Annotated in this window: 11 protein-coding genes; 10 read left to right on the plus strand and 1 reads right to left on the minus strand. The window is 35.5% G+C overall.

What is annotated here, in order from left to right:
- Positions 1-362: 362 nt before the first annotated feature.
- The 8 genes from BC008_RS02975 (at position 363) to BC008_RS03010 (ending at position 10,959) form a co-directional block, all read left to right on the plus strand.
- Complete coding sequence (locus tag BC008_RS02975; RefSeq protein WP_027842489.1) at positions 363-1,646, plus strand: glycosyltransferase; 1,284 nt, start codon at positions 363-365, stop codon at positions 1,644-1,646.
- Positions 1,647-1,743: 97 nt separating this feature from the next.
- Entirely contained in the window at positions 1,744-2,811 is a 1,068-nt protein-coding gene (locus BC008_RS02980; RefSeq protein ID WP_027842488.1) for a glycosyltransferase family 2 protein, read from the plus strand.
- A 304-nt stretch (positions 2,812-3,115) separates the two neighbouring features.
- On the plus strand, positions 3,116-3,991 hold the full coding sequence (locus BC008_RS02985; protein WP_027842487.1) for an ABC transporter permease: 876 nt from the start codon (positions 3,116-3,118) through the stop codon (positions 3,989-3,991).
- A 1-nt stretch (position 3,992) separates the two neighbouring features.
- Positions 3,993-5,273, plus strand: a complete 1,281-nt coding sequence (locus tag BC008_RS02990) for an ABC transporter ATP-binding protein (RefSeq protein ID WP_027842486.1) — start codon at positions 3,993-3,995, stop codon at positions 5,271-5,273.
- Positions 5,274-5,369: 96 nt separating this feature from the next.
- Positions 5,370-6,284, plus strand: a complete 915-nt coding sequence (locus BC008_RS02995) for a glycosyltransferase family 2 protein (RefSeq protein WP_027842485.1) — start codon at positions 5,370-5,372, stop codon at positions 6,282-6,284.
- Positions 6,285-6,621: 337 nt separating this feature from the next.
- Positions 6,622-7,608 (plus strand): glycosyltransferase family 2 protein, encoded by a 987-nt coding sequence (locus BC008_RS03000; RefSeq protein ID WP_036265077.1) that lies wholly within the window; start codon positions 6,622-6,624, stop codon positions 7,606-7,608.
- A gap of 93 nt (positions 7,609-7,701) precedes the next feature.
- Entirely contained in the window at positions 7,702-7,929 is a 228-nt protein-coding gene (locus tag BC008_RS51125) for a hypothetical protein (protein WP_058183081.1), read from the plus strand.
- A 414-nt stretch (positions 7,930-8,343) separates the two neighbouring features.
- Positions 8,344-10,959, plus strand: coding sequence for a CHAT domain-containing protein (locus tag BC008_RS03010; protein ID WP_058183079.1), 2,616 nt, complete (start codon positions 8,344-8,346; stop codon positions 10,957-10,959).
- A gap of 594 nt (positions 10,960-11,553) precedes the next feature.
- On the opposite strand, the gene BC008_RS03015 is transcribed toward BC008_RS03010, so the two are convergent.
- Positions 11,554-11,955, minus strand: a complete 402-nt coding sequence (locus BC008_RS03015; protein WP_036265075.1) for a hypothetical protein — start codon at positions 11,953-11,955, stop codon at positions 11,554-11,556.
- Between the two features lie 726 nt (positions 11,956-12,681).
- Here BC008_RS03015 and BC008_RS03020 point away from each other — a divergent pair.
- Both BC008_RS03020 and BC008_RS03025 read left to right on the plus strand, forming a co-directional pair.
- Positions 12,682-12,960 carry a hypothetical protein gene (locus tag BC008_RS03020; RefSeq protein ID WP_153009510.1) on the plus strand — a complete coding sequence of 93 codons (279 nt, stop codon included), beginning with the start codon at positions 12,682-12,684 and terminating at the stop codon, positions 12,958-12,960.
- Positions 12,961-13,382: 422 nt separating this feature from the next.
- Complete coding sequence (locus BC008_RS03025; protein ID WP_027842481.1) at positions 13,383-14,021, plus strand: RNA polymerase sigma factor; 639 nt, start codon at positions 13,383-13,385, stop codon at positions 14,019-14,021.
- Positions 14,022-14,744 lie beyond the last annotated feature (723 nt).

Here is a 14,744-nt window from a genome sequence, read left to right on the forward strand (position 1 = left end):
GTTACCTAATATTTAATTGCAGATTTGGTGTATGTTTAGGAGCGAAATTAACTACCGGTAATACATTACTAGATTTCCTGTTTTATATTATACGCAATCAAGATTGGGGTTTTGTCTTCAAAAAATGTTGATTATTTCACTAACTCGATATTTAAATCAGTCGATTCTCTAACAGTCAATCTCAAGTATTTAATCCCAAGCTAGAGGGACTTATATTTTTAGAGGATTTTTTATATTTAATATTTATATTTAATATTTATTTTTAATACTTATTTTTAGTATTTATTTTGTTTCCAACCCCAAAGAATAAATTGAACCGAGAACATTGAGATTTAGTCTAATCACTTAGCAGCATAATTTTCATGAGAATTGCTTTCCTGGTAGATACGTTCCCTGTAATTTCAGAAACCTTCATTGTTAATCAAATTGTGGGTTTGATTAATCGCGGACATGATATTCACATATATACCAAAAATCGCGGTAATATGTCGAAATATCATACTGATATAACTAAGTATAATTTGCTTGAAAAAACAACTCTGTTGGAGCAAGCACCAAGAAGTTATTTGTGGCGATTGATTAAAGGGTTCGGATTATTTATAACAAACTTCCATAAAGCACCTTTAGCTTTTTTGTACTCATTTAACTTTCTAAAATACGGCAAAAAGGCTCTGTCTTTAAGGTTAATGTACTCGATAGTACAAATGTTAGAGTCGGAACCCTACGATATAATTCATTGTCAATTTGGGATGCATGGTCTTGAGGGGATGTTATACCGGGATATTGGGGCTCTCAAAGGCAAATTAATTACATCTTTTCGTGGCTATGATATCAGTTACTATCTCCAGGAAGAAGGAAACGATGTATACGATGAACTGTTACTTAAAGGAGATTTCTTCCTCGCAAACTGCGAATTTTTTCGACAACGGGCGATTAAATTGGGTTGTGACCCGAAAAAAATAGTTGTTCACGGTTCGGGGATTGATTGCAGTCGATTTATTTTTCAAACTCGCAACATTACTCCTGGGGAAACAATTCAGATTGCAACTACCGGTCGTCTCGTAGAGAAAAAAGGCATAGAATATGCCATTCGCGCGATCGCTAAAGTTGCTGAATTTCAACCAAATGTTGAATTTAAAATTATTGGGGACGGACCTTTAAAAGAACACTTTGAGCAAGTTATTCAAGAACTTAATATCGGTGATAAAGTACAACTACTGGGTTGGATGAATCAAAAGGAGATCATCGAAGTTCTCAATAAGACTCACATATTTGTTGCTCCTAGTGTCACCGCTAGTGATGGGAATCAAGACGCTCCAGTAAATACTTTAAAAGAAGCCATGGCTATGGGTTTACCTGTGGTTAGTACCTTTCATGGTGGGATACCAGAATTAGTTAAAGATGGAGTATCAGGATTTTTAGTCCCGGAAAAAGATGAAACTGCGATCGCAGAAAAATTAATCTACCTGATCGAGCATCCAGAGATTTGGTCGAGCATGGGTTCATCCGGTCGAGAATATGTAGAAGCACATTATGATATCAATAATCTTAATGATGAATTAGAGCGGATCTATCATCAGGTCTCAATAGATAAGCTACCTACTGTATCAGAAACAGTGCGGACTTATTCCCTGACTCCCCAATAAATTAGAAGTTGTTAAAACAGCTGAGAAATACAAATCCACACAGGTATTTTTTGTTTGAACCGAAGTCTAAATTAAGTTATTAAGCAAGGATTAAGTCATGAGCCTTTCAAACACAACAGCAAAAGATGTAACAATTGTCGTTGCTCCCAGAGAACGTTTCAGCTACACCCGCGAATCTCTAGAAAGTATTTACGAACATACAGAGTATCCATTCGAACTAATTTATGTAGATGGCGGCTCTCCCAAAGATATAAAAAATTATATTGCCAGCAAAGCCAAAGAGAAGAACTTTCAGCACATTCGTACTGACTGTTACCTTTCTCCCAACCACGCTCGTAACTTAGGTTTGCGCCAAGTAAAAAGCAAATATATTGTTTTTATCGATAATGATGTAGCTGTTACTCCTGGCTGGTTGAAAGCTATGGTTGACTGTGCTGAATCTACAGGTGCAACAGTTGTTAGTCCTTTAGTATGTCAATTTTTGCCATTGCATACGGAGGTTCATTGTGCTGGAGGTGAATCAGGGGTAAAAGTCATTGAGAAAGACGGAAATGTCAGGCGTCAAATTATTGAGAAAATATACAAACAAGGTCGTAAAGTCGAGCAAATACGTCCGCAGTTAAAACGTGAAAAAACTGGGTTAGCAGAGTTTCACTGCATGATGGTACGGACAGATATCTTCGATAAAATTGGCGTTTTAGACGAACAGTTGTTTAATACAAAAGAGCATGTTGATTTATGCATGTTGGTAACTGAGGCGGGAGGTAGTATTTATTTAGAACCCGATTCTTTGGTCACCTATGTTCCTGGACCACCCCTAGAATTTTCAGATTTGCACTACTACATGCTGCGTTGGAGCGATGCTTGGGAACTCAACAGCTTAAAACGTCTGCGCGAAAAGTGGAATGCAACAGAAGATCAATATTTTAAAAATAAATACAACAGATTGGGTTGGCGCAGACGGATGACAATTGTCGATCCTTTGTCTCGTAAATTAGCCTTTGGTAATCGTTCTTTGGCTCGCGTATTCGGTAAAATCCTCAAACCGATAGATAAATTCTTTAATAAATTTGTCACAAATCGCTACGCGAACAAGTATTTACCTAATAAACTGATATCGACTACAAAAACTCAGCAATCTACAGTTACAACAGCATCGTCATAATTTGTAACTCGTAATATGTCCTATCGTACGCGGCGGAGCCGTTTGTTGACGCAGCTACGCTGAACACCGTCAGGTGCGGGCTAACGGACACGCTGCGCTAACGTAATTTGCACTTGCTATAGCAAGTTTAAGTTACAAACTGTAGGAGTAAGCATGTAGGTTAGGGCGTTATATTTTGCTTAGATCACAGGAAATGTCCTTGCCTAAAATCTTAACCCTACACGAACTACAAATTACGTTCCTCCGTCAGGGCGGATCTCATTATGAATTAACAACTACAAACTTTAATAAAGGGTCATAAATATTGAAACGACGTAAACATTTACAGCCTTCGAGACGACCAGAAGAATTTTATACACCCGAAAGTCAATTACGACATCCTCGGCAATTACTGAGACAAATGTGGCTAGATTTACTAGCTTCTCGCGAACTTGCCTGGAGACTGATGGTCAGGGATATTAGCGCCCAATACCGTCAGTCCTTCTTAGGAATTATTTGGGCATTTATTCCGCCGATTGTCATGGCTGCTGGATTTAATTTAGCCAATGAAGCCAAAGTCATTAATGTGGGTGAAACTTCCTTACCTTACCCTGCTTACGTAATGTTTAGTACTGCTCTTTGGCAAACCTTTGTGGAAGCAATTAGTGGTCCAATTCAAGCGGTTACAACAGCCAAGCCAATGTTAGCCAGGGTTAAGTTTCCTCGAGAAGCTTTAATATTGTCAAAATTGGGAGAAGTATTTTTTAACTTTTCAATAAAATTAATTTTAATTACTGCTTTATTTATTTGGTTTCAAATTCCCATAACCTGGTCAGTAATTTTAGCTCCTGTGGCATTAATACACTTGGTTATGTTTGGAACATTTATCGGCGTGATGCTATCTCCTTTTGGGGTTTTATATCAAGATATATCCAAAGGTTTAACGCTGGTAACTGGATTTTGGTTGTTTTTAACTCCTGTGGTGTATCCGGTTCCTAACGATGGAGTGTTTGGATTTTTGGTCAAATTTAACCCAGTAACCCCCCTATTAGTTACTACCAGAGAGTTAGCAACCACTGGATTATTAACTCAAACTGTGGGATTTTGGGTAGTGAGTCTTGTCACTATTGTGGGTTTATTTTTAACCTGGATTGGATTTCGTTTAGCTATGCCTTTTGTGGTTGAAAGAGTAAGTTCCTAACATGACTAGTTTAAAAGATAAAGAAGTAGCAGTTGCACCAAAAGATGACAATGAAGCTGTTATCGAGATAAACGATGTTTCCAAGAAATTTTGTCGGGATTTAAAACGCTCTTTGTTTTATGGTGTCACAGATATTGCCACAGAACTAACTGGTGGAAGTAGGAGAAGTGACACTTTACGCACTAAAGAATTTTGGGCGCTTAAGGATGTCAGCTTTAAACTACGAAAAGGTGAAGCTTTAGGTTTAGTAGGATCAAACGGTGCAGGGAAAAGTACCTTACTGCGTATTATCAGTGGCTTAATTAAACCAGATACAGGCTCAATTAAAATTAAAGGAAGAGTTGCGCCTTTAATTGCACTGGGAGCAGGATTCAATCCCATTTTATCTGGCCGAGAAAATATCTATGCGAATATGTCAATTTTGGGTTTGTCCACCCAGCAAATACGAGAAAGATTTGACGAAGTTGTAGAGTTTGCAGAAATAGCAGAAGCGATTGATGCACCGGTACAAACCTATAGTTCCGGTATGGCTGCAAGGTTAGGATTTGCTTGTGCTGTCCACATCGAACCAGATATTTTGCTAATCGATGAAGTGTTAGCTGTAGGGGACATTAAGTTTAAAATGAAATGCCATCGCAAGTTGGCAGAAATCCGCAAAAAAGGTACAGCTTTTATTTTAGTTTCCCATAACTCCCATAGTATTCTCAATGTTTGCGAATCCTCCGTTTATTTGCGCAAGGGTCAATTAATTACCTATGGAGAAACAGAATCAGTAATTCGTAGATACGAAGAAGACCTTTGTTTGAGCGGTACAGATAACGCTTTGGGTCAAATGGTATTGTCTCCCAAACCGAAAGCAGAAAGTAACGGTTTAGATATTCTTTCTCTCAGTTTTAAAGATCCCCAGGGTAATACTTTAGATAATTTGTGGTCTGGAGAATCAGCTTATTTTTGTGCGGAATGTCAAGCCCACGAGGACATTGATGGGGCTAACTTAGGGATGTTAATAACATCTCTTTCGGGAGAAATGGGCTTAGTCTTATATATTACTTCTAATAGTGATAATAACCTTTTAAGTATCAACAAAGGTAGATCTGAGATTCAAATGCACATGCCCTATTGCACTTTAACTCCTGGGATATATAGTGCAAAAATATACATAAGAAAAGGCGTTTATTCCTTTGATATTGTTGATTCTTTTAGATTTACTGTTAAAAGTAATAGAACAGTGAGTAGATGTTTATTTTATCAACCGCGTGAATGGGCAGTTGTTAGTAAATAATTTGTATTGGCTTTATACAAATTTTGTGTGTTTTTTACCCTATTGTATTTATAATCTAGAGAATATTTTATGAACGAATAAATTCCGAATTGAATAATGGGTAATCCCTTAATTAGCATAATTATTCCTACTCACAATCGGCAACATCTCGTACCCCATGCAGTGAAGAGTGCTTTAGAGCAAACTATTGAGGATTTAGAAGTTATTGTTATTGATGATGCTTCAGAACCTCCAGTAGATTTAGCTGACGATCCTCGATTAAGGGTAATTAGGAAATCTGAAAATAATGGTATTGCAGCAGTTCGCAACGCTGGAGCATTAGCTGCACGTGGAAGATGGATCACTTATCTAGATGATGATGATAGGTTATTACCTTACATGGCTGCAGCATGTCTTAAGGCGATTGCTGATACACAACTTCCAAAACCAATAGCGGTGTTATCTACGAAGGAAGTCGTAAATGCGGAAGGTGAAGTTCTCGAACGGCGTGTTCCTCCTACTCTTCCACGCGGTAAACATTTTTTTCTTGAAGAAATTCCTCCTGAAAAGTCATTTTTATCAAAGCAGACACTGTTTATCGAGCGCGATACTTTGCTTGGTATTGCAGGTTATGATGAGACATTCCAGACCCGCGAACATACAGAGATGTTTTTGAGACTAAATCCGGTTTGTTCTATCTTGGGAATACCTGTAGTGACCTATAAACAATTAGCGCACTCTGGTTCCCGACTTTCGCGTAATCCATCCCATCGTCAAGTCGATTTCATTCGTTTGGTACGCAAGCATAAATCTTTATTTAAATCACACCCAAAGACGTTTGTTGATTTTGTGTACGCTCATGTAGTTAAATCAAAGGAACTTGGTCAAAAGCGTGCAGCCTTGTTAAGTTTATGCTGGACCTTTCCGTTAGCTCCAATTGAAATTTTAAAGCGATTTTTTCAGGAAAAATATCACAGAATCCAACGTAGGTTAAGTACTTTCAATTTGCTAATTACTGGGGAAAATGGATAATTTCCGAGAATTTAGTCGTGTGTAGAGATAAATAAAAATAATCTTTAGCAACACTTGAAAATATTGGTTTTAAGGAGTTACGGAGACGCGATATATCGCGTCTTCTACAGTATCTAAGTTCTTATTATGTAATAAGTAAAAATTTGCGACTCATAGCTTTTAGCGCGTCTACGATGTTAGTGAATCCGTAGGTAGCACAGCTAGAGACTATAATTATCCGGAGCCGTTACCTGCTTATCTGCCGTCGCCGCAGGCTAAATGCGTGTCCATAGGACAAACAGCATTTACTAGTATCCTGAACTTATTACTACGTAATATAGAATAAAATATATTAAATATGCAAAAATTGCATAAGCTAGTTTCAATAATCATACCGTGTTTTAATAGCCAAAAGTGGCTGAGAGAAGCTATCAACAGTTGCTTACAACAAACCTATCCCCACATTGAAATTATTGTTATTGATGATGGCTCCACTGATAATTCTTTAGGTATTATCAAAAGTTACAAAAATCAAATTATTTGGGAAAGTTTTCCTAAAAATCGAGGAGGTTGCTGTGCAAGAAATCGTGGTTTTGCAATCTCAAAAGGGGAATATATTCAATTTTTAGATGCTGATGATTACATTCTCCCAGAAAAAATTGCTAGACAAGTTGATTTTCTAGAATTGACAGGAAATGATGTGGTTTACGGTGATTGGCGACATCAACTAAATTTACCTGATGGTACGAGTATTCTCGAAGAAATTAAAATTTCGGGACAGCAAGAAGATATTCTCGCATCTCTTATCTCTAATTGGTGGACTGCTGTCGCTTCCGTACTTTATACCAGAAGTGCTGTGGAGAATAGTGGTGGTTGGGATGAAAATCTAGCGATCGTACAGGATAAAGACTTTTTTATTTCTGTAGTTATGAATGGTGCAAAGGTCGCATACCAAGCAGGTTGTTACTCAATTTATCGGAGATACGGTAACGTTACTGTTTCTACTACGTCTAAATCTAGATGGTTAGAAGGTCATCATATTGTTTTAAAAAAATTAGAAAATCAGCTATTAAAATCTCATAATTTATCCGATATGTATTGTGATGCCATTGCGTTATGCTATTTCAAATTAGCTAGAGAATCTTTATTCTATAATTATTCATCACACTTAATTTTTTTGGAAGAAGCACTAGTTATAAGACCTAATTTTAAACATGAAAGTAAGCAATTCATCTATAATTTTATTCAATTTTTTTTTGGTTTTCGACAAACAGAACTAATTACTAGTTATATTTTATTTCTGAAGTACAGCATCAATAAATATTTTGATAGTTCTAGTTTTTGATAGTAAAAATAAAAATATTATGCTTTAATTATCTAAACAATTATCGCAGATTAAGATAGACTTAAAAGCAATTCGAGTTGTAGGTAATTATTAATGAACCGAGGAAAAATCGTTGCGATTATTACGGGTGCACTTTCCATACTTTTAGCATTAGCATACTTGGTCATTGTTCAAATTTTAGATTTTCGTGGGGAAATGAAACCAGCACCCATAAGTCAAGTGGGAGTACAAAACGTCAAATTGATTCATAAATATTTTGGAGTCACCTCCTTTCAGACAAACTACTTGGCTTGTAGTCAATCTCAAAGCTTTATTCTGTAACTTATGAAATTTATGGGATTTGTGATTTGGTTCAATTACTATCCCTAATTTCTACAAACTAAATAAGTAATTTTCAATAGATTTAGCTGCGAACATCTCTCTGGGGATGTTCTGTAGTTTTTGGGTTATTAATAATAACTTAGATATTTGTTTGTATTAGATAGTTTGAAATTGATAAATTTTATTAGACTACATAATTTTCTCAACACGTTAGCAAATGCTGTTTGTCATAGACGCGCTAAAAAACCTATAGCTAGTAAAACTTTAACTTTTGACTTATGTCCTACGGACACGCTATAGCTATAGCTGCGCTACCTACGAAGCCGCTACCTTACGGATCCGCTAATGAATTTTGACCCGCGCGTAGCGCCATATTTACTTATGAGATGCTTGAAATATTTTTTACTAGCAATAATGGTTACATGTTTATGTGTAACTCCACCTTTTAAATTGGGGATATTACCTGCAGCTGCAAACCATCAAATATCTGACCTCAAAATATCTCAGTCACAAATCTCTAATTTGGTTGATCGCGGTCAAGCATTTTACGAACATGGGAAGCTTAGTGAGGCGATAAAAGTTTTAAAAAAAGCAAATTCTGAGTTTAAAGTTACTGGAGATTCATTAAAGCAAGCAATGACTTTAAGTAATCTTTCTTTGGTTTATCAAGATTTGGGAAAGTGGGAAGAAGCAAAAATAGCGATCGCACAAAGTTTCCAGTTATTAGAAAATATTAAAAACAATCTACAAAATAATACTTCACAAGCATACCCACAAATTTACGCCCAAGCTTTAGATATTCAAGGACGTCTCAAATTATTCCAAGGAGAAGCTTCTCAAGCAATAGAAACTTGGAAAAAAGCAGCCAAAATTTACTCTCAGCTAAAATTTGATTCTGAATTAATCCGCAATCAAATAAATCAAGCTCAAGCAATGCAATCATTGGGTCTATTTATAAGAGCCAGGAATACTTTAACTCAAGTCAAATCAAGATTGGAGCAACAACCAGATTCTTTTCTGGTAGCGACGGGATTGTGTAACTTAGGTGATGTATTACGAGTTATTGGTGATAAAAATCAATCTCGAGAAATTTTAGAGCAAAGTCTAGCACTTGTAAAACGTTTGGGAAAAACTACTAACCAAAATGAAATTACAATTCAAAGCGAAATTTTGATCGGTTTAGGTAATACTGCTCTAGCTCAGGAAGATACCTCCTCCGCGATCGCATTTTATCAGCAAGCAGCAAATGTTCCGTCTACAAAACCTATTGTTGCTCTCAAAGCTAAATTAAATCAATTAAAATTATTGGTGGAAAATCTAGGAAATAATAACTTAAATACAGCCGCAATATTAATACCCCAAATTCAGTCCCAAATTAAAAACTTACAACCTAGTCGCGATTCTGTATATTGCATAATTAATTTTGCCCAAAGTCTAAAGGAATTAAATCAGAAATTTTCTACAAATACATCTTCACAAAGTACCCTTTCACAAAATACCCCTTCGCAAATAGAGATTGCTCGCTTATTGTCAATTGGGGTTCAACAAGCAACAAATTTGTCAGATAATAGGGCATTATCCTATGCTTTAGGTACTCTTGGGGAACTGTACGAAGAAACTGACCAATTACCTGAAGCACAAAAACTTACCCAACAAGCTCTCGATAAAGCCATAGCGATCAATGCTGGGGATATTAGTTTTCAGTGGGAATCGCAGTTAGGACGATTATTGAGAAAACAAGAAAATATATCTCAAGCGATCAAATTTTATGAACGAAGCTGGGAAACTCTCAAGTCCTTGCGCACAGATTTAGTTGCATTTAATCTGGATGCTCAGTTTTCTTTTCGCGAGAACATTGAACCCATATACAGAGAATATGCAGATTTACTGCTAAATGAGAAAGAAACTAGTAATAATCTAACCAATGCTCGTCAAGTAATAGAATCTCTTCAATTAGCAGAATTAGATAATTTTTTTCGTTCAGCTTGCTTACAAACCAAAGTTGTCCTTGATGATGTAGTTGATAAGCAAGACCAAACAGCAGCGATTATATATCCAATTATTCTTCCAGAACGATTAGAAGTAATTTTGAAATTACCCCAAAAATCGCTTTTAAGATACACCACTGCAATTACCCAAACTGAATTTGAAAATACTGTAGAGCAATTACGCTCCGATATTGAAGAACTTAAAATTGGTGCAGATCCTCAAGCTAAATACCAAACCTTATACAAATTGTTGCTCGGACCTGCAGAAAAATATTTGTCTTCCAGTCACGTAAAAACCTTAGTATTTGTGTTGGATGGTTCCTTACGTAACCTCCCTATGGCTGCTCTTTACGATGGTCAGCAGTACCTAATAGAAAAATATAATGTAGCCATGAGTCTTGGCTTGGAATTATTTGAACTCAAACGATTACCAACAAAAAATCTTCAAGTTATTACTGCTGGACTTAGTGAAGAGCGTCATAATTTTCCTAAGCTTGATTATGTTGAAAAAGAATTAGAGGAAATTAAATCTCAAGTATCAGGAAAAGTTTTACTCAATCAAGAATTTACCAGCAAAACTGTTCAAAAACAGTTTAAGTTGCAATCTTTTCCCATAGTCCATTTTGCGACTCACGGTCAATTTAGTTCTGACCCAGACGAAACATTTATTTTGGCTTATGACCGACCAATTGAGGTTAATGAGCTTAATAAATGGCTTCGCAATCGAGAAGAAATTCAAGCTGATGCAATAGAATTATTGGTTCTTAGTGCTTGTGAGACAGCAAGCGGAGATAAAAAAGCAGCTTTAGGACTTGCTGGTGTTGCAATCCAAGCAGGTGCTCGTAGCACTGTTGCTTCTTTATGGGCTTTAAATGATGCTTCAACAGCTCAATTAATGGGTCAGTTTTATAAACAACTTACTAAATCCTATTTGAGTAAAGCAGAAGCTTTGCGTAATGCTCAATTAAGTTTATTACAGCAGGAAGAATATCAGGTTCCTTACTTTTGGGCTCCATATGTTTTAATTGGGAACTGGTTGTGAGTATTTATAGTAGAAGTAAGGAGTAAGAAGTAAAGAGTAGAATAAAATTTAGACCTGGCTTTTAGTTTTTTTAACTGTAGATATAAACAGAACATTCTCTATCGCAATCCTGAATCATTTGTGTGTAAGAATTAATATTGCAGAGGCGTTGCAGAGGCTAACACCGACGCCGCAGGTTTTGCAACGTCTCTTATTGATTTATCTATTCACCAATCAAATATGATTGCAATAGAATTCAATTTTACTGAACAATGTAGAAATATCTCAGAGGATGTTTTAAAAGTCTTTTGCTCTTACAGTAAGTACAGTGAAATATTTCGTTGTGTGACCGAAACCTTGATTATTTCTTGAAGCAAAACCGAGTAAGAACAGTAAAGTATACCTTCCGGGACTTTTAAAACATCATCTCACAAACTAATTACAGCAGAATAACTATTCTATTTTTGAACGAACAAGATACACCCTATTAAGATTCAGTTGAAGCTTCTTATCATTTGGAAACAATTACTCAAAAATAACTCCAGAAATTGTTAATACCTTCACTGCTTAGAAATTGATCGCCACTGCTGTATTAATTACCTTCATTCTTAGTAACTAAATCGACTGCAATTCAAGTTCGTAAGCAATTAAGCGATCCGCTTCATTTATCAGACAATTCAATTCCGCATCATATTGAGCTAATTCTAAAATTGCTGCGATTTTATCTATGTCTCTTTCAGAAGGCTTGAATAACTTAGATAATCTGCAATATTCTTGTACTAAGTCAAACAGTCGTCTATTATCTGCTTGCAAAAGTCTTACGCGATCATAGCGATCGCGATATTTTTTAAAAGGTTTTAATATTTTGGATAATCTGCAATCTTCCTTTACTGGTTCAAACACTTGACCCTTTTCACTATATTTATTTGTACCCACCTTTAAATTAGTAATGACAATAGGGTTAGGGGGTTCTTTTGATTGAGTGTTCATGGTTGCAAATTTCTGAGAATTTTTCATAGATAGGTTTTCCGTGGTCTGTGAAATAATCGTGACTATATGCTTTGTTTAACGCTAATTACTGGGTTTGTACTCCAGGTTTTTAGGTCGGTCTTAATTACACTCCAAAGTATTATTAATTAAGAGAATTTTCAGAGACTCTTTGACTTATCACTAGAAACCTGTTGGAGATTATTCGGGTTATTAAGCTCAGTTTCAAGTAGAGTTTTAGAAAATTCCAGAATTTATGACAATACGACTCAATAAAAACCAAAAAACTTAAATCTCGTAGATCGATTCGAGGAACAAAACCTAATATTTCCGGGGAGTTGTTAGAGTTACCTAGAGCAAACAGAGCAAGCATTATCGCTTTAAGCAACTTACACTTATCCTTTATTGAACCGTATCGTAGTTTGTTCACGATTTTATAAGACCTTTAGACCACTCATTACTTAATGATCTGGACATATCAACTTGTGACATACTCCTTCATATAAAAATTTAAAAGCGATTCATTTCGTCAATAATTCTAAATATAGAAATTAATCTTAAAAGTATCTAAAACAACTGTTATAACGCTGAAAATCACTTAACAACTTAAGTCTTATTAGTCACAAACATTCTTGTGACAGTCATTTTCTTGTGAGGGATGCTAAACGGGTAGAGCACAAAGCATACATCCTAGGTAAAGCCCCGGAGGTAGATTCCCCAAAGCTGTTGAATTTGGCAAAAAAGAACTTAAAAGCTATGAAAAACAAGACGAAATGTGCAATTCAATCTGAGTCGCAACAAAAACAAATACACGAAAAAGCAATAAACTCAACAAGTACTTTTTCAAAACAAATATCTTCTACCTTATTACCCTGGTTGCTCATCATCCTTTCCTCAACAATAGTTGCGCCCAGTTTAGTAGCGATAGTAACTTCCAGTTGTGGTGAAGGGAAACTCCAGATTAAGTTTTGGGAATTTGAATATCAACTTAATAAGAAAGGTGATTGCAGTATTCCTGACCGACCTGAGAAATAAACTTTCAGTCAACCAGGTTTTATCTTATTCCGCTTCAGTCCCGATATAAATTCTTACCCTCTGTTCTAAATCTATTAACCCAACTAGTGAAACAGTATTATTACTGATAATTTTGGCTAATTTTATAACTAATCGAAAAAATAAAGGTTTGTTTAAAGCACAGATACACGTATTTCTACGGTTGAGAGTATATTTACCGTAATTGTAACTAATATTTAAATAGTTTTTTGTGTACAAAAATACTTACGTGATTTTGCATAATGATGTCACAAATATCCTTGTAAGCATCATTTTTCTAATAGAATGCACAAAAAGCTTATACAACAAGACAAAATGTTGCGTAAAGTCCCGGAAGAAGATTCCTCTACCCTTAAGCAGGGATGTAATTTTTGTTTTAGTAATTTTTTATAAAGGAGGTATTTATGAAAAATATGAAGGAACAGTTATATGTAAAAACCCAAAGCTTTATTTTTGCACATATGGAACTACTCCGAAGAACATATCCAGAACTAGATACTGTTGTTAATTGGAATTCGCTGTATAAGAACGTTCAAAACCGTTTACGACAATTTAATATGGCTAAAAATTATAAGTCTGATGAAATTATCATGGAAGTTCTAACCCGGTATGACAAAAAAGTTAAGAAAAAAGAGGAAATTCCAAATGTAGAAGCTTGGATGAAACTTACAGCATTAAACTGCATTAGAGAACTAAACCGCCAGGAATATCCAGTTACAGCATTTAGGAAAATCCCTCACGACCCTTCCGACTTTGAAACCGACCCCAAATTAGTTAAATCAATGATGTCTAACAGTGAAGACATTACAGATTTGGAGAGCGAAAACAGGTCTCAAGTTCGAAAAGCCATGAGCAAACTTCCCTCATATAAACGAGAGCTTTTAGAACTTCGAATTGTACAAGGTTTATCGTGGAATGAAATTGCGAATCACTATATTTCAAAAGGTAAAAATATTAAAGTTGCTACACTCCGTAAGCGAAAGGAAAGAGCATTGGAAGAATTAAGAGGAGTATTTTTAGAAATGATTCGGGAAGATAAATAGTGCTGTGATTTTTTGAATTTAAGGTCTTCGATGCATAGCATTATTCCACAAATCTGTTTAATTATTTACTTTAACTTTTTGTTGTATACAAATATCAGTTTATTTGGTGTGAGTGGGTCTTTTTTCTAATCATTTTAGACGAACAACACTCGTTGAGGGAAAGTGAATTGGGTATTTTGATTGATTACTTTCTTTATAGTTGAATAATAGTTAGTCAAATCTTCAACTTTAAATTAGGATATTGCAAGCAAAATCATACCTCCATGCAATTACTAACTAACATTATTAGAAAACTATTTGATTTATTGAGCAATAGATGATTTTTAAAGACTTCTCGCTTTATGAGAAATTATTTAACAAAATGATTTACAAAAAATCTATAATCTTTATTTGCGATCGCTTGTTGCTATAGACAATCGCTGTATCGAGCGATATCCCACTTTTCTTTTTCCATCTAATTTTCATTTTCATTCACAAATAATACTAAAACCTATGCAACCGGCAAATTAATACGGTTCAGACAAGTCTGGATTCATTGGTAGAGACATAGCATGCTACGTCTCTACATCGATTTTGTTTTACAAAAATTCTTAACAGAACTGTATTGGTCTTATGACTTCTCTTAGATCTACTGAAAAGCTAGTGTTGTATCCCATCTTCCGCACCCTAACTGTCACACACCAAGGGGATGAGATTTTTTAGTACATATTTATTAAACAAGAC

It is taken from the genome of Mastigocoleus testarum BC008, assembly GCF_001456025.1.
In the GTDB taxonomy this organism is placed as follows: domain Bacteria; phylum Cyanobacteriota; class Cyanobacteriia; order Cyanobacteriales; family Nostocaceae; genus Mastigocoleus; species Mastigocoleus testarum.

Bases quoted from the DNA above. Each gene is read 5' to 3' on its own strand.
- BC008_RS02975 (WP_027842489.1), top strand. From the start codon at position 363: ATGAGAATTGCTTTCCTGGTAGATACGTTCCCTGTAATTTCAGAAACC.
- BC008_RS02980 (WP_027842488.1), top strand. From the start codon at position 1,744: ATGAGCCTTTCAAACACAACAGCAAAAGATGTAACAATTGTCGTTGCT.
- BC008_RS02990 (WP_027842486.1), top strand. From the start codon at position 3,993: ATGACTAGTTTAAAAGATAAAGAAGTAGCAGTTGCACCAAAAGATGAC.
- BC008_RS02995 (WP_027842485.1), top strand. From the start codon at position 5,370: ATGGGTAATCCCTTAATTAGCATAATTATTCCTACTCACAATCGGCAA.
- BC008_RS03000 (WP_036265077.1), top strand. From the start codon at position 6,622: ATGCAAAAATTGCATAAGCTAGTTTCAATAATCATACCGTGTTTTAAT.
- BC008_RS51125 (WP_058183081.1), top strand. From the start codon at position 7,702: ATGAACCGAGGAAAAATCGTTGCGATTATTACGGGTGCACTTTCCATA.
- BC008_RS03010 (WP_058183079.1), top strand. From the start codon at position 8,344: ATGGTTACATGTTTATGTGTAACTCCACCTTTTAAATTGGGGATATTA.
- BC008_RS03015 (WP_036265075.1), bottom strand. From the start codon at position 11,955: ATGAAAAATTCTCAGAAATTTGCAACCATGAACACTCAATCAAAAGAA.
- BC008_RS03020 (WP_153009510.1), top strand. From the start codon at position 12,682: ATGAAAAACAAGACGAAATGTGCAATTCAATCTGAGTCGCAACAAAAA.
- BC008_RS03025 (WP_027842481.1), top strand. From the start codon at position 13,383: ATGAAAAATATGAAGGAACAGTTATATGTAAAAACCCAAAGCTTTATT.